Consider the following 20,029-nt stretch of genomic DNA (forward strand, 5'->3'; position numbering starts at 1 on the left):
GAAAACCTTCCGATTAGACAGCGTGTTCGGCTAAACGTCACGGGCGGAAGTGAAATATACCCAAAAAAAATCTTGTCGAATTATGACAGGTATGAACGGTTATTATGCGCAGGTGCCCGCATCCCCACAAGGGAATACGGGCATTTATGAGGGATTAAGAGGATAAACCGGGGGTTTTGTCCTCAGATGTACGGTTATTCAGCGTATCGTTAAGCTTCTTGTGATCCAGCTCTTTCACCCACTTCGCCACCACAATCGTCGCCACGCCATTGCCGACAAGGTTGGTTAACGCACGGGCTTCAGACATAAAGCGGTCAATACCGAGGATCAGGGCCAGGCCCGCTACCGGCAGATGCCCCACCGCCGAAATGGTGGCCGCCAGCACGATAAATCCGCTGCCCGTTACGCCCGCCGCCCCTTTTGAAGAGAGCAGAAGCACCACCAGCAGCGTAATCTGATGGAAGATATCCATGTGGCTGTTAGTGGCCTGGGCAATAAAGACCGCCGCCATCGTCAGGTATATCGAGGTGCCATCCAGGTTAAAAGAGTAGCCCGTAGGAATAACCAGCCCCACCACTGACTTACGGCAGCCCAGCTTTTCCATTTTATCGAGCATACGCGGCAGCGCGGACTCCGAAGAGGATGTGCCGAGGACAATCAGCAGCTCTTCACGAATGTAACGGATAAATTTGAAGATGTTGAAGCCGGTCGCACGGGCGATGGAGCCGAGCACCACCACCACAAACAGAATACAGGTGATGTAGAAACAGACGATCAGCTGGCCAAGCTGTACCAGCGTGCCGACGCCATATTTCCCGATGGTGAAGGCCATCGCGCCAAAGGCGCCAATCGGGGCCAGACGCATGATCATGTTGATGATGCCGAAGATCACCTGCGAGAAGCTTTCAATGACGTTAAAAATCAGCTGGCCTTTGCTGCCAAGACGGTGCAGGGCAAAGCCAAAAAGCACGGCAAACAGCAGCACCTGGAGGATGTTTCCGCTGGCGAACGCGCCGATCACGCTGCTCGGGATCACGTCCAGCAGGAAGGCAACAATCCCCTGATCTTTCGCCTGTTCAGCGTAAACCGCCACCGCTTTCGCATCCAGCGTGGCCGGGTCAACGTTCATGCCCGCGCCAGGCTGTACCACGTTGACAATAATCAGGCCGATAATCAGCGCGATGGTACTGACAATCTCGAAGTACAGCAGGGCAACCGCCCCCGTACGCCCGACCGCCTTCATGCTTTCCATGCCAGCGATACCGGTCACCACGGTACAGAAAATGACCGGCGCGATGATCATTTTGATGAGCTTAACGAACGCGTCGCCAAGCGGTTTCATCTGCGCGCCCAGCTCCGGGTAGTAGTGACCGAGCAGAATACCGATGGCGATGGCTGTCAGGACCTGGAAGTAAAGACTTTTGAAGAGTGAGGTTTTCATAGGGTGTCCCTGGAAAGAAAAACTACAGGCTTTGTAAGGTTATGGTTAACCTGCGGCTTTAAAATAACATCCACATAACAGGACAGAAATAAACGGGGTTCAAATTTGAAACACAAATGTTAAGAACTTTGAGCTGGCTCGCACAAGCCAGCAACAAAATTACACTTTTGCGTTATTGCCAGCGTCAGCGAGATAGCGTTTCTCAAAGATATCCGTCGGTACGGCGCGGTCAAACAGGAAGCCCTGTCCGCTCTCCACGCCCGCCGCAGCCAGCCAATCACGCTGAGCGTCGGTTTCAATACCCTCGGCAATTACGTGCAGATTCAGGCTGTGCGCCATCTGAATAATGGCCTGTACCAGGCTGCAATCCTCCGGCAGCCCATCCACAAAGGTTTTGTCGATTTTCAGGACGTCCACCGGCAACGTTTTCATGTGCTGGAGCTGACGCAGGCCGGAATACCCCATACCGAAATCGTCCAGCGCAATGCGGATCCCGGCATTACGCAGCGGTTTCAGAATGGCGACAGCATCGTCAGGATTGTCGATACAACGGCTCTCGGTGACTTCCAGGATCAACGTGTGGGGCTGAATGCGGTAGCGGTGGATCAACTCGAGCATCTCCGGCACCATGGTCGGGTGCATCAGCTGTAGCGCAGAGAGATTCACCGACAGCGGCAGCGTGATGCCCCGTTGTTGCCAGGCCGCAAGCTGGCGGCAGGACTCTTCTAGCACCCAGTAGCCGACGGTGACCATCAGGCCGCAGGACTCGATACGTTCGATCATCCCCTCAGGCAGCTCCCACGTGCCGTCCGGCTGTTGCATACGCAGCAACGCTTCGGCGCTGGTCACTTCACCCGTGCGCAAATTGACCTGCGGCTGTAGCCAGAGCGCAAACTGGCGATTGTCCATCGCCGTCAGAATGTCGCTCTCTTCCGTCAGGCGCTGCTGGGCTTTTTCCATCTGCTCCGGATCAAAGAACTGGATCTGGTTTTTGCCTTTCCGGCGCGCGGTGAACGCAGCCGAGAAGGCCCGACGATAAAGCTGCTCGGCGGTCAGCCCCCCGTAGTACATCGCAATACCGATGCTGGCGCTCGGGCGAAGCTGGATACCCTGAATGGGCAGCCGCTCATTAATGACAGTGAGTACTTGCTGACCTAGCGTAATGGCGTGCCACGGCTCTTTAACACCGTGCGCGATCACCACCAGGTCATAACCGCTGACCTGGGTGAGCACCATGCGCGGCGCCAGAACGGATTTCACCTTTTCCACCAGCGTCAGCAACAGCATCTCGCGCTGGCTCTCTTTCAGCACGCCCGCCGTGTCCTGCAAGGTTTCGCAGGCAATCACCATCAGCGCGGTGGTCTGCTGGCGGGCGACGGTCTGCTCCAGCAAGGCCATTAAAAACGCTTTGTTTGGCAGATCGGATACCGGAAAACGGGTGGCGTTGCTACTGAGCTCTTCCTGCTGACGCAGGACACGCTGCTGGTTGATATTGTAACTCCGGACCAGCATGCCAATTTCATCGTCGTGATGCAGGCGCGGCAAGGGAAGCTGATGCCCCATGTGCTCCTGTGGAGAGAGGTCGTTCAGCTCCCGGGCTATGCGGCGCAACGGATGCACAATTAACCGGTTGATACACCACGTCAGCGCCACGCTCAGCATTAGTGTCAAAAGTAAGTAAGTAGTCACTAACGTAGCAACCCAACTCATGACGAATTTATACATGCGGTACGAGTCGGCCTGTAGCACCAGGTAGGCCAGCGGCTGCGGGTTAGCCGGTCTTTCCAGGGAATAGAGAGGCAGGGAAATTTGCACCGGCAGTTCAAACAGGCGCATCACCATCATCGGGACGGGACGCTCCGGGATAAAACTCATCCGCAGCGCCTGGAACTGGTTCGGCAGCACGACATCCGCGCGGCTCACGATACCGGCGGGCTGAATGCGCTTTAGGATGGATTCCGCCTCGGGGATATCCCCTTTCAGGATCGAGGCTGACAGGGGTTCCCGCACCGAGCGAGCAATACTTTCCAGTTGCGAAGCCGTGTTATAGCGATTCTGCTGTACGGAGTGAAACAGCAAAATGACGCAGAAGATGAAGACAAACAGCATTGTGACGGCAGACACCATCGCCATCTGTTTGATCGTTAAGGAACGGCTGACACGCAAAATGACTCTCCACAAAACTCGAAGCGCAGGGCGCACCAGGGTGTAAACCTGGTGCGCCCGAGTATACCCGATAGCTGCACTTTTAAGAGAGACTTACAATTAGATTAAGAAAAAATCCGATCACCAGTCTGCATAAGGCACCAGCGGTTCCGGTGGTAAGTCCATATCACCCTGCCAGCCCGCGGCAGAATACCGAACGTAGAGCAGCGCATGGCTCGGGGTATAGTCTTTTGCTTCCTGAATATCGACGCCCAGACCGACAAACCAGTTGGACGTCACGCGGCGTTCAACAATCGCCCTTGCGGTATAACCCGTCCCTGACGAGCTACTTCCGGTTTCCATCACACCTTTATCGGTATAACGGCCTGGCTCATTGTCCGGGATCAGCCCCTGTAACGGATAACGCATCACATCTTTTGTTTTTGAATGAGACCAGGAGACGGAGCCGCCCAGCTCCCATGACCAGTTCTCTGTGCGTTTACGCCAGTTCACCGGTAAGGCGAACGACACATACTCCTGGGGACTGTAGTAACCGCCCTGGCCCAGCGAATAGCCACTTAAATCCTTATCGTAATGCCAGAGCATGTTGGACACGCCCACCGTCAGGCGTTCGTTGTTCTGATTGATGAGCTTGTAGTAATAGCCGGTCATCCAGCGGACGCGCCAGTTATCTTCGACATTCTTCCCGGTGAGGCTGTCGGCACTCAGGCTTGACCAGATCCCGTTAGCTTCGCCTTTGTCGTAGCTCATGCTCACGCCGCCACCGGTGGCACGCACGCCGCCCCAGGTGGTGTCGGTATTGGGATCTTTTTGCCCGGCGAAGGCCAGCACCGAGCTGGAAATCGGACGGCGATGGGCGTTCAGGGTGTAGCCAATCGGCCCTAAATCGTTGCTATAGCTCAGGCTGCCCACCACATCGACCACGTCGAAGCCCATCGGCGTTGTACCGATATCCCACGCCCAGGTTTTGTTCTGCCAGCCGACGGCCACGCTGGCGCCGTTGGCCGACTGGTTTGTGCTACCGCGACATGGCGTTTCGGCGCAGGTACCCCATGTCGGATCGTAGGTTCCGTTATCGGTGGCAAAGGAACCGGCGTTCATATTGACCAGATCGCTACGGAAGAACATACGTCCGTCCGACAGCGGCGCATCAACCTGAAGCATGGTGGTGTGCGCTTTCAGGTCGGAATAGCCTCCCGTGCCGCTGGAGCCCCAGTAGTCGTGTTGCAGCGTGACGTTCAGATCCTGCTGACGATAAAGATCGCCTGCATCGCTGCGCACGCCGCGCTTCAGCCAGTCATCTTTCTCATCGTTACGCGTGAGCCGCGTAAAGCTGTCGTTATCGGTCGGACGGGTCGTTGTGATGCCCGATGAGACCATCGCATCTTTCCAGGTGTCCAGCGCCTGCTGAGGCTGACCATTTTGTGCCTGGAAACGGGCGGCATCGCGCATCACCAGCGCACTTTCCATCGAAGGCGGCTGCGATTTGGCCTGCGGAAGAATGGCGTTGAAGGTCTTTTCTGCCGCGGCATGATCACCCAGGCCAGCCTGCGCCATGGCAAGCCGGCGCTGCATATTGATGGAGAGCGGTTCGCCGTTCTGTGCCGCGGGCAGTTTCGCCAGCGCCGCGCGCGCCGCGTCCTTGTTGTCCTGGGCAAGATAGACCTCGGTCAGGCCGAGGATCGCGTCTTCGTTCTGCGGTTCGCGTTGCAGGACGGTGTTGTAGGCGGTTTTCGCGGCCTCATGATCGCCACGCTGTTCAGCCCAGTCCGCCAGCGTCAGGTCGATACGGGTGGACGGAGGCTGCTGGCGAAGCAACGTTTCCGCCTCCTGCTCTTTTCCACTGTCGCGCAGGCGGTTGGCGGTTTCCAGCACCTGGTTACTTTGCAGGCGGTCCGCCAGCGCCTGAATGTTGCCGTTCCACTTGTCGCGCGGCAGCGTGTTCAGATGCGCCAGCGCCGCCCGGTCCTGATCGTTACCGGACAGGTACAGCCCGCTGGCGTAAACCTGATCCGGATCGCCCGGTTTCTGGCTTGCCAGCTGACGCATCAGGTTATCCGCCTGGCTGCGCTGACCCGCGCTATACAGATCGCGTGACAGTCGGTAGGTGATCCACACGTCGCCCGGGGAAAGCGCAAGGCGTCGGCGCTGAAGTTCTGCGGCCTGCGCATATTTCCCCTCGCTTTCCAGCTGTTCGGCCTGGGCTGACAACTGCTCGTTCGTCAGGCTACGTTCAATATCATCAATGCTGCGGCGCTGGCTGGCAGAGAGCGACTGAATAAACTGCGTCGCCTTCTCCGGAGACTGCGCGCGATAAATATTGGCGAGACCGCGTACCGCGTTGCTGTTGCCGCTGTCCATCCGCAACGCCTGGCGGTAATAGCGCTCGGCCGCGTCGTTATCTTTGCGCGCCGCCGCCGCATCACCGAGGCCCAGAACCGCGTAGCTGTCGGTATTGTCGATATTGCGCGCCTGCTGGTAATAGCGTTCGGCCTGGGCCGTATTGTTGGCTTTCAGGGCGTTATCCCCCTGCTGGATCAGCAGCCAGTATCGGTTGACCTTCAGCAGGCTGTCCCATTTGCCCCGGTTATCGCTCTGCGGATCGAGGGCGATCGCCTTTTCAAACTGCGCAACCGCACGCGCGCGATCGCCTTTCTGAGAATAGGCCTGCCCCAGCGCGCCTACGGCTTCACTGTCGGCGTGGTTGGCGCTGACTGCTTTTTGCAACTCCGTTACCGCTTTACTGCCCTGCCCGGCATCCACTGCGGCTAACCCTTCGGCTTTGGCGCGGAACGCCGGATCGGCGAGCTGTTTTTGCTGCGCTTCAAGCTGGGCGCGCGCCGCCGTCACGTTATCGCCATCGCTGAACACGCTCAAGTATTGTTGCAGCGCGGTAACGCTGGCGCTGCTGGCCGGTTGATCTTTGATCTGCTGGTACCACATGTCCGACGCCTGACTGCGGCCATTGTTCGATTTGGCCATCTCCTGTAACACCGCAAACCCTTCATCACGCCGTCCGCTCTGGAACAAAAGCTGTGCCAGCGAGGACTGTAGCGGGACGTTGCCCGGACTGCTGGCGTTTATTTTCTTAAGCTGATTAATGGCCAGGTTGCGGCGGGCTGGCTCTTTCGCCACCACGTTCCAGTACTCCGTCGCGATGTCGCCACTGGGCGGCTTACCGTCAAACAGTTTGTCATACGCGGCAATGGCTTCCTGGGTGTGCCCGGTGGTGGCAAGCAGGCGAGCCTGCTGGAGGGCCTGGCGACCATCCGGCGTGGAGAGCAGCATGGTAGTACGGGAGGACTGATAGGCACTGGAATCGGGCGCCATTCCTTTCAGGCGATCCAGCTCTTTTTGCGCGCCCGCCGTATCGCCCTGTCGTAACAGGTAGCGGAAGCGCGCGGCAATCACGTCCGGGTTGTTGGGGTCGATCAGCTCAAGGCGATAGAGCGACTGGCGCACTAAATCCTCACGCTGGGTGGATTCCCCCAGACGGACCTGTTCCAGCAGCTGTCTCTGCTGCGGGGAGTTGGCGGCCAGGGCCAGGGGCATTAGCGCCAGGCCAAGCGATAAGGTGAGTAGATTCAGTGTGAACGTGCGCATTCCTGGCCCCAGTCCGGTAGTAATTCACCTTGCACGGTGAAACGAAAACGATGCTGATCCCACCCTTGTCCAAAGAGGGTCAGAACGTAGCTGTAATAAGCATTGTTATCGGGAAAACGATCGGCGACGTGCTGGCGTTGCACCGCTTGCGCGTCCCGGTTTTGTAAAAACGGAAGGAGGGAGGCAGAAAACCCTACCGGCCCATCTCCGGTGCGTTTCCCGGTCGCGACGTCCACTTTCTCCGGCGGCAAGCCTTGTTTGATTGTGGTGGTCGCCATGGGCTTGAAACGCGCCAGTAGCCGGGCTTTCTGCGGATCGTTATCGTTCATCATCCCTACCCACAGATAGACGCGAATCGCATCGTAGCTGCCGATCAGGGATGCATCCTGCGACAGCTGCCAGCCGCCCTTTTTCTGGTATTTCACCCAGTTCGGGGAAAATCCTTTAGGCGCGGTCTCCAGCAGCAGACGCAGGTTGGTTTCACGGAGCGTCGTCCACGGCGCGCCAAAACGGGTGAAATAGCTCGCAAGCTGCGGCGGCAGGTAGCTGGGGTTGAAGCGCCAGACGCTCTCTTCGGCAAAACCGACTTTACCCGGCAGCAGCATAGAACCCAGCCCCGGCACCTTCACCACTTCCTCACTGGCAATGCGCGTCAACAGCGCCTTACCCGTGCGCGTGTAATCGGGATTTTTCCACAGCCGCCCGGCTTCCAGCAGCGACCAGGCAATCCAGATATCGGCATCAGACGCGGAGTTAGGGTCGATAACCGCCCAGGTTTCGTCGTCCTTTTTCCCCCACAGCCAGGCCGGGAGATGTTGGGTTAAATCTCCCTCGGCAAGGTTATCGCGCGTCCATGCCAGCAGCAGATCGAACGCCTTGCGATCGTTTGCCGCGAGGGCAAAGAACAGTCCGTAGCTTTGCCCTTCGGAGGTGGTGATTTTGCGCGCGTCACTGGGATCAATGACGCGTCCACTTTCGCTCATATAATCCTGCTTGAACGTCTCCCAGGCAGGCCAGCGACAGGCGGCGTGAAGATTCGCCGCCGCCAGCATCAACGCTGCGACTACACACCCGCGAAAGATTTTCATCACCGCTTACTCATGGTCCGGGTTAAGACGACGACGGCTGATGATTCGCAGCAGACGCCACAGTACCCACGCCAGCAGTACAACGCTGAGCGCAGCCAGCACGGCCAGCAGCACCGGGTGGTTAGACAGGGCGTACCACAGGCGTTCGAACCACGGCAGATGACCGACGTAGTAGACATCCCCCACGCGCAGGCTGTTTACCCCCGACTCACGGATCACCGAGACGGAACCGAACATTGCCGCCCGTTTACCGCTGTCGTTCATGGCCGTGTTGAGTAGCTCATACCCGCGCGGGCTGTCCGCCAGCAGGGCGATAACGCTGCGCTGGTCGTTATACGGCGACTGGAAGCCGACAATCGCGGCCATCGGACCCGTTGAGCTTACGGTCGTCCTGATATTGGCCTGACGATCGCCGCTGTCCGGCATGATGCTCGGGAACTCGGTCTGACGCAGCGGCGTGTTAACCCACGACTGAGCCGCCTGCACCAGCAGATCGACGCGCTTCTCGTCTTTCAGCTTGTCCGGAATGTTGCCGATGACCATGATATCGGCATCTTTGTTCTGGATCTGGCTCCCGTCATCCGTCACCGTCACGTTGATCGCCGGCAAGCCGGTTTGCGCCCCGACGGTGCCCATGGTGTCCAGCAGCGTGGTAACCTGGCCTTCGTTGGCCGCTTTTGGCATCACGACAATCGATTCAGAGAGGTCTGCCATGCGGCTGAACGGGAAGCTGGCGTTAGCAAAGGCACGCAGATCCGGCATCGCAATAAAGTGGTAATACTTCGAGAAGTCGATCGTGGAATCATCGCCAATCACCACGTGGTTTTGCACCGGCTGGAAGGTAATACAGTTTTCCACCGATCCACCCGGCATGGGGTTCATATACTGGAAGTTAAACCGCAGCTGGTTCACCGCACCGAGCTTCAGCGCCGGGATCGACACATCGGTTTTGCCATCCAGCAGCCCCTGTAATACAGGCAGACGAAGCATCAACCGGTTTGTCTCCTGGCTGCTGGTCAGGCTGAACGATTGCAGGAACTGATTGTTGAGGCTGATATCCATGCGCGAGCTGTCTTTGGTCGCCGGCGCGGTGTAACGGTAGTTCAGATTGATATCAATGCCGTTGGTGCGCAGCAGATAGAGATCCGGCGGCAGGTTCAGCGACAGGCTGACAGGAGAAGGTTCAAGCCCGGTTGACTGCAATTGCTCTTCATAGGTTTTCAGTTCGCCAAAGGTGATGGCCCGGTCGGTACGTACCCAGTTCGGCGCATCATAAGGCTTACGTGCCAGCAGCGGTTTCACCTCGTCCACCACAACGCTGTTACCGCGGAACAGGATATTCCCCTGCGCAATGCCTTTCGCCGCCTGCACCAGATCTTTGTCATCACGGCCGAAGATCACCAACAGCTTCACGTACGGATTGTCCGGATGGCTGATCATCTCGATGGTGGGCGCTTTCACCTCCGGATGGTCACGCAGGAAAGCCGGACGTTTGGCGTTGGTGGCAAACACGATCGCGTTTTTGTCCGGCATTTTGTCGTACATGACCGGGAAACTTTGACCACGCCAGCCGGAGCGGGAACCAAACCAGGATGCCACGATAGAGGCCGCCAGCTGTTCGGTCACATCGGGAGAGCCGGCAAAGACCATCGGCAGGTTCAGCGGACGGTTATCACGCGGGTCGAAGAACGGCACCGGGAAGGCGGAGAGATCGTTTTTCAACGCCAGCGGCTGATAGGTCATCTGAAGCGAAGAGTTACGCCCGACATCCAGCCACAGGGTGCTGCTGGCCGGGTTTTCACAGACATCGCGGTAGTGGCCGACAAACTCCAGACGCACGCGGTTAAAGTCGGTGATAAACAGCGGATTAATCGGCACCTGAGCCAGGGTTTTCTTACCCAGTTGCTCTTTGGTGACGGGCAGGACGTCCATCAGCTCGTCATTCAGATAGACCTTAAGCTGGGACTGCACCGGCAGCAGCGACGGCGATGGGGTGTATTCCAGGTTGAGCATCGCTTTCGACACGACTTCATCGCTGCGCATACCGAATTCGATACCGCCATTTGGGTTGATGCCGCGCAGAACCATGCTGCCCGGAGGAGGCGCGATCTGGGCAAACGTCAGCTTAACGTCACGCGACGGCGTATTTTCGGCAACCACCGGCGCACTGGCTCCCGGCACGCCAGGCATGACCTGCCCAACCACCGGGTTGTCGGCGGGCAGCGTATTCCCCGTCGTCGGCTGATTCGGGACGACGTTTTCCGTCTGCCCCGGCGCGGCCGTCACAACCGGATCGGTCGCTTGCGCGACGACAGGCACCGTTGGCGCGGGCGTGGCCGCTGCGTTATCAGGCGCTGCGTTAGCCACTGTTGCAGGGAGCGCACTCATCCCCATTGCCACTGCACATAACCAGGAAAGTTTTGTTTTCATCGCGTTATCATCATTGTTGAGCCATAACCGGGTCCGCCTGCTTCGCTTCATCTCGCTCAGGTCGACGCGGAATGAACGACACGACCCAGGAAACCAGTGAAGTAAGTGACCGGAAAATTAATTTCACCGACGACGGGGCAAATTCTGCAAGGTGACGATAGCCACGGAACCCCAGCTTAAGAATATCCAGCAGGCTTTCCAGAGGCTTATCCTCAGGGAAGCTGTCCTGCCAGAGAGCCCACGTATCCGCGCGGGCAAACGTACACTGCACAAAATCAATGTGTTGCTTTTTGGTCAGCGGCATCAGTTGCAGACCCACTTCATTTCCTCTCACACGCACCACCTGCGTCGGGAAGACATACTCCTGCTGGCCGCGCTTAAGCAGTAGGTTGACCTTCTGCCCCTCCAGCACCTTCGCCTGACCGTTGATCTTGATACCCAGACCGCCATCCGAAAAGTCATGTACGGTACAGGAGAAGAGATGTCCATCGTCGCGGGCAATGGCCGCTGGCATGCTTATTTCGACGCGATGCGCGCGGCGAACCTGTTTGCTCTCCACCGATACCGCCACCGCGCCACCGAGGATAATCAGGTTATAAAACACCCACGCCATACTCACGAAGACCGTCAGAATTTCGTTTTCCGGGCCGTAGAAGTAGCGCCAGATCCCAACAATCACGCCCACAATATTCAGCAGCACCAGGAAGATATAGGGCCGGGAGATCACCCAGTCGACATACTCCTCTTCCACCAGCCCGCCCTTCGCGGTGACGTTGAATTTCCCTTTATGCGGGTTAATCAGCGCCACCATGGTTGGCGGCGCGATGTACCAGGCCAGCACCGTTTCGTAAATTTCACTCCAGAAGGAGTGGCGATATTTCCCCTGAATCTTCGAGTTCGTCAGGCTGGCGTGGATCATGTGCGGCAGAACGAACAAGGCAATCATCAGCGCAGGCGCATAGATGATGTAAGCGTGAAGGAGCAGGAACGCCAGCGGCGCAGTGAGGAAGATAAGCCGTGGAATACCGGACAGGAAGTGGAACATGGCGTTGACGTAGCACAGCCGTTGCGCCAGCTTCAGCCCTTTACCCATCAGTGGGTTATCGAGCCTGAAAATTTGCACCATGCCGCGGGCCCAGCGAATACGCTGGCCGATGTGCGCCGACAGGGATTCCGTGGCCAGCCCCGCCGCCTGAGGAATACGCATGTAGGCGGAGGTATAGCCAAGACGGTGCAGACGCAGCGAGGTGTGCGCATCTTCCGTGACCGTCTCGACGGCGATCCCGCCAATTTCATCCAGCGGTTTCCGGCGGATAACCGCACAGGAGCCGCAGAAGAACGTTGCGTCCCACATGTCGTTCCCGTCCTGCACGAGTCCATAGAACAGCGTGCCCTCGTTCGGGGTTTTACGAAAACGGCCGAGGTTACGTTCAAACGGGTCCGGCGAGAAGAAGTGGTGCGGCGTCTGCATCATCGCCAGCTCTTTCTCCTTCAGGAACCAGCCCATGGTCATTTGCAGGAACGAGCGCGTTGGCACGTGGTCGCAGTCGAAAATAGAGACGAACTCCCCTTTGGCATATTTCAGCGCATTGTTGATGTTACCGGCTTTCGCGTGTTCATGCGTGGTACGGGCGATGTACTCTACCCCCACTTCGTCCGCGAACTGGCGGAACTCGGCACGGCCACCGTCATCGAGGATCCAGATTTTGATTTTATCCTTCGGCCAGTCGATACCCAGCGCGGCGTAAATGGTGTTTTTTACCACCGACAGGTCTTCGTTGTAGGTCGGCACGAAGAGGTCCACCGTAGGCCACTGGGTCGTGTCTTTTGGCAGCGGCACCGGCTGTCTATTTAGCGGCCAGATAACCTGGAAGTAACCCAGCACCAGCACGATCCAGGCGTAAGTCTCAGCAAACAGCAGGACTAAGCCGCACACCAGGCTGACCGGATCGTCCCAGTTCAGGGTTGAGGTATATCGCCACCAGATGTAGCGGCAGGAAACGGTCAGCGATAGCACAATCAGCATCAGGGCAGAAAAACGCCCTGGTATGCGCCGCACCAGCAGCGCCACGCCCCACAGCAGGATCAGGAAGGTGAACTGCGCCAGCGGGTTGAAGGGCTGGGTAATACAGACCAGCGCAAGAATCAGCGAGAACACCACAACCACGCCGAGAATAAAACGCCGCAAGCCCGGGTGTAGGTGCCCGAGCTCTTTGTGGTTATCTAAATGACCCGTTTTGTCGCCCACCCGGTCAGGTAGCCTGTCAAGCCACTGGTGGTAGTGTTCACGCAGGTTCTGCACGCGATCGAAGCTGCGCCAGCGGGACGTTTTTTTCTCCGCGCCCGTTGAGGTCGTTAGTAGCCAGATGGACTGAATAGCGTAGCGCGCGGGATCCAGCGGACGCGGCTTGTCAGGGTTGATATGCGGATAGAGTTCACCGTGGCGCGCACGAATGCGTTGCCAGCGGGGATGTTCGAGGGGGATGAACATCCACGCCAGAATCATCCACAAACAGCCCAGCGCAGCGCTCAGCGACGAGGCGCCGTGATGACGGTAATGGCGGTAGCGTTCACTTAAGCGCGAACTGACCGGCGGAATGAGCAGCCAGTTAGTCAGGCGGCTCATACTGAACTCCCGGCAGGCTCCGGCCGTTTAGCAAAGTGCAACAGACACCAGTTGGCCAGCGTCAGGATCTCTTCCGCCGCCAGTGAATCGCTACGGTACTCCCCGAGAGGTTGTTTGGACGCGAGGCACTCCGCCATCGCTTCGTCACGATGGATCACCATCGGCAACAGGCGGCGCTGACTCTGGAGCCAGACCTGGTAGAGATCGTCCTGGATCTGGCTGCCAATGCGCAGATCGTTGATCAGAATATGGGCATTGGCAGGCATCGGCTGCTGATGCAGACGGATATGACAATTCGCATCTACGTTCGCGATGGAGAGCACATGGTCGCACTGCGCCAGCAGCTGGCGGGTCAGCGACGCGGCACCGTGCGGCAGGTCCAGTAGGATCCACTGATAGTGCCCGCTCTCTTTCAGGCTCTGCAATGCGGTGATGAAGCGAGAGAACAGGCGCTGGTACGCGGCTTCATTCCCGCGCTCGGTTTCGGTCAATTGACCAAAGGGAAGCAAATCGAGCTGGGAGGTATAACGCAAACCCGCATCCCGCCAGTCTTTATCGTCCAGAAGCGCGCGTCCCCAGCCGTTTGCATGCGTAAAGTCGACATTGAATGACATGCGCAGCAAATTATCGGAACAGGCATCAATGACCAGTACCGATTCACCTAATACCTGCAATGACCACGCCAGCGCCGCGGTAACGGAAGTTGTACCCACCCCACCACGGACGCCCTGTAATCCTAGTACAGCCATCAATGGCTTCCTTATTGTTGTTGGGCAAACTCAGCTAATAACGGCCAACGTTTAATAGCCGCCGCCAACTGTTCACGCTGGGAAATATCGGTGTAATCTATTTCAGGCAAAGAAAAAGCCTGCGTGAGTGCCAAAAAATCGTTCTGGAATGTGTAACCCAGACTTGAGTCGACTGGGGTTGCGGGTTCGTTATTTTGCATTCTTTTTTCATCCCTTTGAGTAAAATCATAAGATTCAGATGCAGCGAGGCGTCCTGCCATTAAATTTCATTTACATGCTAAATCTGATGTTCTTTAATTTCAATGTTAGGTTTATTTCTACGCTTTCGCTAGTAAACTGAGAGACATAGATATTCGACGAAAAGAGGGACACCGTGGACTCCATATTTTCTATTGGCATCCAGTCATTATGGGACGAATTGCGCCACATGCCAGTCGGAGGAGTCTGGTGGGTTAATACGGATCGTAATGAAGATGCCATCAGTCTGGTAAACCAGACGATAGCGGCGCAGGGGAAGGATTCCCGCGTGGCCGTCATTACGATGGGCGAAGAGCCGAAGTCAATCATCAGACTCGACAGTGACCGTGGACCCCAGACAGTACGATTATTTTCCATGCCTGCGGAGGCTGACAGTCTATACTTTTTACCCCACGATATTCAGTGTTCTATTGTTCCTGAACACTATTTACTGATTCTAAAATGCTCTAATGATGGCCTGCAAAATATACCGTCTGAAAAGCTTCTGAAATGGCTGGGAAGAATCAACAGATGGGCAAAAAATCAAAATTGCACCTTATTGGTTGTTAACCCAGGCAGTAATAATGACAAGCTTTTTTCACTTTTAATGAGTGAATACCGTTCTCTCTATGGCCTGGCCAGTATTCGGGTCCAGACCGACAGCCATCTTTACGACGTGGCTTTCTGGTGCAATGAAAAAGGGGTGAGCTCCCGACAACAACTTACACTCAAACAAGTCGGGGATGAGTGGCATCTTGCTCAACAGGAAGAGACGGTAGTTCAGCCACGCAGTGATGAAAAACGTGTTCTGAGCCATATTGCGGTACTGGAAGGTGCGCCTGCACTGTCTGAGCACTGGTCACTGTTCGATACCAATGAAGCCTTATTTGATGAGGCGCGCACCACGCAGGCGGCGACTATTATCTTCTCGTTGATCCAGAATAACCAAATCGAAACGCTGGCAAGGCACATTCACACATTACGTCGCCAGCGCGGCAGCGCGTTAAAAATTGTAGTGCGTGAAAATAATACCAGTCTGCGCGCCACCGATGAGCGCTTATTACTGGGCTGCGGCGCGAATATGGTCATTCCGTGGAATGCTCCCCTGTCGCGCTGTCTGACGCTGATCGAAAGCATCCAGGGCCAGCAGTTTAATCGACATGTTCCGGAAGATATCAGCACCCTGCTTTCAATGACGCAGCCGATGAAACTGCGCGGCTACCAGAAATGGGACACCTTCTGCGATGCGGTGGGCAACATGATGAGCAATACGCTGTTACCGGCAGACGGAAAAGGGGTGATGGTTGCCCTGCGCCCCGTGCCGGGTATTCGCGTTGAGCAGGCGCTCACTCTGTGCCGCCCTAACCGTATCGGGGACATCATGACCATTGGCGATAACCGCCTGGTGCTGTTCCTCTCCTTCTGCCGGGTGAACGATCTGGATACTGCACTTAACCATATCTTCCCGCTTCCTACCGCGGATATCTTCTCGAACCGTATGGTCTGGTTTGAAGATAACCTGATCGCGGCTGAGCTTGTCCAGATGCGTGCCCTGCCACCTGAAAAGTGGGCCAAACCGTTGCCTGTCACAAGCGGCGCCAAACCGGTTCTGAACGCGAAACATGACGGGCATGTCTGGCGACGGGTACCCGAGCCGCTACGCTTACTGGATGAGAACAAGGAGAGCGCGCCATTATGAATATCAGCGATATCATCCAACTGGTTGTTCTGTGCGCGCTGATTTTTTTGCCGCTTGGCTACTATGCACGCCATTCCCTGCGCCGTATTCGCGATACGATCAGATTACTGTTCGTCAAACCTCGCTATATTAAACCCGCCGGAACACTGACTCGCGCTCCGAACGTCAAGGCAAACCGAAAACATGACTAATTCTACCTATACCTCTTCGGCGCCCTCGCCACTCTGGCAATACTGGCGCGGCCTGTCCGGCTGGAATTTCTACTTTCTGGTGAAGTTTGGTCTGCTGTGGGCAGGCTATCTTAATTTCCACCCTCTGCTTAACCTGGTGTTTATGGCATTCCTGCTGATGCCAATCCCGAACCTCAGGCTGCACCGTATACGTCACTGGGTCGCTATCCCCATCGGTTTCGCCCTGTTCTGGCATGATACCTGGCTGCCCGGCCCTGAAAGCATCATGAGCCAGGGCTCCCAGGTCGCAGGTTTCAGTGCGGACTATATGCTCGATCTGGTTGAGCGCTTTATTAACTGGCAGATGATTGGCGCGGTATTTGTCCTGCTGGTCGCCTGGCTGTTCCTGTCTCAGTGGATCCGGGTGACGGTGTTTGTCGTCGCGATTATGATCTGGCTTAACGTCCTGACGCTGACGGGCCCGAGCTTCTCGCTGTGGCCAGCCGGTCAGCCGACGACAACCGTGACCACCACGGGCGGTTCCGCCGCCGCGACCGTTGCGACAGCAGGGGATACGCCAGTGGTTGGGGATATTCCTGCGCAGACTGCACCGCCGACATCCACTAACCTGAACGCGTGGCTCTCCAGTTTTTACGCTGCGGAAGATAAGCGTCAGACGAAATTCCCGGACGCGCTGCCTGCCGATGCTCAGCCGTTTGAGCTGCTGGTCATTAACATCTGTTCTCTGTCCTGGGCTGACGTTGACGCGGCTGGTTTGATGTCGCACCCGCTGTGGTCGCATTTCGATATTCAGTTTAAGGACTTCAACTCGGCCACGTCGTACAGCGGCCCGGCGGCTATCCGCCTGCTGCGCGCCAGCTGCGGACAGCCTTCGCATAAGAACCTCTACCAGCCGGCAGCTAACCAGTGTTATCTGTTTGATAACCTAGCAAAACTGGGTTTTACCCAGCACCTGATGATGGGCCATAACGGTCAGTTCGGTAACTTCCTGAAAGAAGTGCGTGAACAGGGTGGCATGCAGGCCCCGCTGATGGACCAGAAAGGGCTACCGGTAACGTTGCTGGGCTTTGATGGCTCGCCGGTGTATGACGATACCGCCGTGCTTCAGCGCTGGTTAGATACCGTCGGCAAAGAGGAAGGGACACGTAGTGCGACGTTCTATAACACGCTGCCGTTGCACGACGGGAACCATTATCCCGGCGTGAGTAAAACGGCCGATTATAAGGCCCGTGCGCAGAAGTTCTTTGACGAGCTGAACGCGTTCTTCAACGAGCTGGAAAAATCAGGTCGCAAAGTGATGGTGGTGGTAGTACCGGAACACGGAGGGGCGCTGAAAGGCGACAGGATGCAGGTGTCTGGTCTGCGCGATATCCCAAGCCCGTCCATCACTAACGTTCCCGCCGGGATTAAGTTCTTTGGCATGAAGGCGCCGCATCAGGGAGCGCCAGTTGAGATCACCCAGCCAAGCAGCTATCTGGCTATCTCGGAACTGGTTGCTCGTGCAGTAGACGGTAAGCTGTTTGTGGAGGATAGCGTGAACTGGGATCAGCTCACCAGCGGGCTGCCGCAGACGGCGGAGGTATCGGAAAACGCCAATGCGGTGGTGATCCAGTATCAGAATAAGCCTTATGTCCGACTGAATGCCGGGGATTGGGTGCCGTATCCGCAGTGACCTGCTACACCCTCTCCCCTGTGGGGAGAGGGTTACTCCGCACTTCGTAACGAAATTTCACCGCCCACCCAGGGCTTAATCACGCCATCCTGTTCAAGAAGCAACGCGCCCTGCGCGTCAATGCCGCGTGATGTGCCGTAAATTTCTTTATCCCCAATCAGCAGCTTCACCGGTCGGTTAATAAAGTTATCCAGCTTTTCCCAGCGGGACAGGAATGGCGCTAACCCCTCTTGTTCAAAGAGCGTCAGCGAACTACGCAACTCATTGATCATGCGGACGGCAAGCGTATTGCGATCGATGGTGATCCCCGCTTCCTGCAAGTTGGTCCAGGCCTGGTTCACGACATCGTTCTGCACGTTTCGCATCACCATGTTCAGTCCCGCCCCAATGACGATCTGTGCGACATCGCCTGTTTTTCCCGTCAGTTCAACCAGGATCCCCGCCAGCTTTCGATCGTTGAGATACAGATCGTTGGGCCATTTTACCCGCACCTGATCGGCACCCAGATCGTGCAGCACCTCTGCCATCACAATGCCGATGACCAGGCTCAGCCCGATGGCCGCAGCTGGCCCCTGTTCAAGCCGCCAGTACATGGAAAGGTAGAGGTTGGCGCCAAATGGTGAGAACCACTTACGCCCCCGGCGGCCACGTCCTGCCTGTTGGTACTCGGCAACGCAGGCATCACCGGATTTCAGCTCGCTCAGGCGATCCAGCAGATACTGGTTCGTCGAATCAATGACCGGCAATACCGCGACGTTACCGTGCCCAATCTGGCTGCGGATGACCTCTTCATTCAGTAACTGGATCGGTTCCGGCAGGCTGTAGCCTTTTCCCGGCACCGTAAACACATCCACGCCCCAGTCGCGGAGCGTTTGAATATGCTTATTGATCGCAGCACGGCTCATGCCCAGCTGTTCGCCCAGCTGCTCGCCAGAATGAAACTCGCCATCGGCAAGGATACCGATGAGAGTTAACGGGATAGTATTGTCCTTCACGCAATGGTCTCCACGGCATTCACTTCGCCCGTTCGGCCAATAAAGCGAACTTCAGGCTCCAGCCAGACGTTGAATTTTTCGCCCACGCGCTGGCGAACATGATGCGCCAGGTTGACGACATCCTCACTTGTCGCGTTGGACTGGTTGATCAGTACCAGCGCCTGCTGACGATGAACAGCAGCGCCACCAAGAGTCGTACCTTTTAATTCACACTGATCGATAAGCCAGCCTGCGGCCAGCTTCACGCTACCATCCGCCTGAGGATAATGCGGGGCCGTTGGCCAGCCGGCGAGAAACGCTTTTGCATTTTCGCTGCTGATCACCGGGTTTTTGAAGAAACTACCCGCATTTCCGTTTACTTTCGGGTCCGGGAGCTTGGTCATTCGCATGTGGCATACGGAATCAAATACCTCACGCGGTGTGACGGTAGCCGGGTCGAGACGGGTCAGATCGCCGTAAGTCAGAACGGGTTTCCAGGCTTTCGCCAGGCGCAGGCCAACGGCCACAATGACGAAACGATCCTGATAGTCGTGCTTGAAAATGCTGTCGCGATAGCCAAAGCGGCACTGCTCTGCGGTCAGGCGCTTCGCCGTTCCGGTCGCGAGTTCGATGCAGTCGACATATTCGCAGACGTGTTTCAGTTCGATGCCGTAGGCACCGATGTTTTGAATAGGAGATGATCCTGCACAGCCCGGGATCAGAGCCAGGTTTTCCAGCCCTGGCATCCCTTTTTCAAGGGTATATTGCACCAGATGGTGCCAGTTCTCGCCAGCACCCACGTGTAAATGCCAGCTGTCAGCGCTCTCTTTACGCTCAATCCCCATGATGCGATTGACGATTACCGTCCCCGCAAAATCATCGAGAAACAGGATATTACTTCCTTCGCCCAGAATAAGTACGGGTTCACCGTTTTCTGTTGCGTTTTGCCATGCATTCAGCAACTGCTGAGCACTGTCGGCACGTACAATTTGATTAGCATTCCGTTGAATACCAAAGGTATTCCAGGGCTTAAGGGAGTGATTCATAGACGCTATCCTGATGCAAAAACCGGGATAGTTTACCGTATATATGGGGGGATAGGTGATTTGTTTATGGAAAGGAAGCAGGTGCAGAAACGCAAAAAGGCCATCCT

13 protein-coding genes are annotated in these 20,029 nt (G+C 56.6%); 3 read left to right on the forward strand and 10 right to left on the reverse strand.

Annotation, left to right across the window (positions count from 1 at the left end; translation table 11 throughout):
• Positions 1 to 154: 154 nt before the first annotated feature.
• The 8 genes from dctA to bcsR form a co-directional block, all read right to left on the reverse strand.
• Positions 155 to 1,441, reverse strand: coding sequence for a C4-dicarboxylate transporter DctC (gene dctA, locus IM290_RS20125; protein ID WP_193042421.1), 1,287 nt, complete (start codon positions 1,439 to 1,441; stop codon positions 155 to 157).
• A gap of 159 nt (positions 1,442 to 1,600) precedes the next feature.
• A complete protein-coding gene (hmsP, locus tag IM290_RS20130; protein ID WP_193042420.1) occupies positions 1,601 to 3,607 on the reverse strand; it encodes a biofilm formation regulator HmsP in 2,007 nt (668 codons plus the stop codon).
• Positions 3,608 to 3,727: 120 nt separating this feature from the next.
• A complete protein-coding gene (gene bcsC, locus IM290_RS20135) occupies positions 3,728 to 7,210 on the reverse strand; it encodes a cellulose synthase complex outer membrane protein BcsC (RefSeq protein WP_193042419.1) in 3,483 nt (1,160 codons plus the stop codon).
• Complete coding sequence (gene bcsZ, locus IM290_RS20140) at positions 7,192 to 8,298, reverse strand: cellulose synthase complex periplasmic endoglucanase BcsZ (protein ID WP_017384189.1); 1,107 nt, start codon at positions 8,296 to 8,298, stop codon at positions 7,192 to 7,194. Before bcsZ ends, bcsC begins: the two co-directional genes overlap by 19 nt.
• Positions 8,299 to 8,304: 6 nt before the next feature.
• Positions 8,305 to 10,728 (reverse strand): cellulose biosynthesis cyclic di-GMP-binding regulatory protein BcsB, encoded by a 2,424-nt coding sequence (bcsB, locus tag IM290_RS20145; RefSeq protein ID WP_071591748.1) that lies wholly within the window; start codon positions 10,726 to 10,728, stop codon positions 8,305 to 8,307.
• 10 nt (positions 10,729 to 10,738) lie between these two features.
• Positions 10,739 to 13,354: a UDP-forming cellulose synthase catalytic subunit gene (bcsA, locus tag IM290_RS20150; protein ID WP_023295581.1), complete on the reverse strand. Its 2,616-nt coding sequence runs from the start codon at positions 13,352 to 13,354 to the stop codon at positions 10,739 to 10,741.
• Positions 13,351 to 14,103, reverse strand: coding sequence for a cellulose biosynthesis protein BcsQ (gene bcsQ / locus IM290_RS20155; protein WP_003861177.1), 753 nt, complete (start codon positions 14,101 to 14,103; stop codon positions 13,351 to 13,353). Before bcsQ ends, bcsA begins: the two co-directional genes overlap by 4 nt.
• Positions 14,104 to 14,114: 11 nt before the next feature.
• Complete coding sequence (gene bcsR, locus IM290_RS20160; RefSeq protein ID WP_003861175.1) at positions 14,115 to 14,303, reverse strand: cellulose biosynthesis protein BcsR; 189 nt, start codon at positions 14,301 to 14,303, stop codon at positions 14,115 to 14,117.
• Positions 14,304 to 14,476: 173 nt separating this feature from the next.
• On the opposite strand from bcsR, the gene bcsE reads away from it, so the two are divergent.
• The 3 genes from bcsE to bcsG are packed head-to-tail and all read left to right on the forward strand — an operon-like array spanning position 14,477 to position 17,902.
• Complete coding sequence (gene bcsE / locus IM290_RS20165; protein ID WP_032649805.1) at positions 14,477 to 16,039, forward strand: cellulose biosynthesis c-di-GMP-binding protein BcsE; 1,563 nt, start codon at positions 14,477 to 14,479, stop codon at positions 16,037 to 16,039.
• The gene (gene bcsF, locus IM290_RS20170; RefSeq protein WP_017384193.1) at positions 16,036 to 16,230 is read left to right on the forward strand and encodes a cellulose biosynthesis protein BcsF; all 195 of its coding nucleotides are present in this window, start codon (positions 16,036 to 16,038) and stop codon (positions 16,228 to 16,230) included. The genes bcsE and bcsF overlap by 4 nt, the downstream gene beginning before the upstream one ends.
• On the forward strand, positions 16,223 to 17,902 hold the full coding sequence (gene bcsG / locus IM290_RS20175) for a cellulose biosynthesis protein BcsG (protein ID WP_023315007.1): 1,680 nt from the start codon (positions 16,223 to 16,225) through the stop codon (positions 17,900 to 17,902). The genes bcsF and bcsG overlap by 8 nt, the downstream gene beginning before the upstream one ends.
• 32 nt (positions 17,903 to 17,934) lie before the next feature.
• Here bcsG and birA read toward each other — a convergent pair whose 3' ends face one another.
• Together birA and murB are read right to left on the reverse strand one after the other, a co-directional pair.
• Positions 17,935 to 18,897 carry a bifunctional biotin--[acetyl-CoA-carboxylase] ligase/biotin operon repressor BirA gene (birA, locus tag IM290_RS20180; RefSeq protein WP_193042418.1) on the reverse strand — a complete coding sequence of 321 codons (963 nt, stop codon included), beginning with the start codon at positions 18,895 to 18,897 and terminating at the stop codon, positions 17,935 to 17,937.
• Entirely contained in the window at positions 18,894 to 19,922 is a 1,029-nt protein-coding gene (gene murB / locus IM290_RS20185; RefSeq protein WP_110292657.1) for a UDP-N-acetylmuramate dehydrogenase, read from the reverse strand. The genes birA and murB overlap by 4 nt, the downstream gene beginning before the upstream one ends.
• Between the last annotated feature and the right edge of the window lie 107 nt (positions 19,923 to 20,029).

Source organism: Enterobacter cloacae complex sp. S1 (assembly GCF_014930525.1).
GTDB lineage: Bacteria > Pseudomonadota > Gammaproteobacteria > Enterobacterales > Enterobacteriaceae > Enterobacter > Enterobacter hormaechei_C.

Coding starts and splice junctions, on each gene's coding strand:
- dctA (WP_193042421.1), bottom strand. CDS start 1,441: ATGAAAACCTCACTCTTCAAAAGTCTTTACTTCCAGGTCCTGACAGCC.
- bcsB (WP_071591748.1), bottom strand. CDS start 10,728: ATGAAAACAAAACTTTCCTGGTTATGTGCAGTGGCAATGGGGATGAGT.
- bcsZ (WP_017384189.1), bottom strand. CDS start 8,298: ATGAAAATCTTTCGCGGGTGTGTAGTCGCAGCGTTGATGCTGGCGGCG.
- bcsR (WP_003861175.1), bottom strand. CDS start 14,303: ATGCAAAATAACGAACCCGCAACCCCAGTCGACTCAAGTCTGGGTTAC.
- bcsA (WP_023295581.1), bottom strand. CDS start 13,354: ATGAGCCGCCTGACTAACTGGCTGCTCATTCCGCCGGTCAGTTCGCGC.
- bcsQ (WP_003861177.1), bottom strand. CDS start 14,103: ATGGCTGTACTAGGATTACAGGGCGTCCGTGGTGGGGTGGGTACAACT.
- bcsF (WP_017384193.1), top strand. CDS start 16,036: ATGAATATCAGCGATATCATCCAACTGGTTGTTCTGTGCGCGCTGATT.
- murB (WP_110292657.1), bottom strand. CDS start 19,922: ATGAATCACTCCCTTAAGCCCTGGAATACCTTTGGTATTCAACGGAAT.
- bcsC (WP_193042419.1), bottom strand. CDS start 7,210: ATGCGCACGTTCACACTGAATCTACTCACCTTATCGCTTGGCCTGGCG.
- bcsG (WP_023315007.1), top strand. CDS start 16,223: ATGACTAATTCTACCTATACCTCTTCGGCGCCCTCGCCACTCTGGCAA.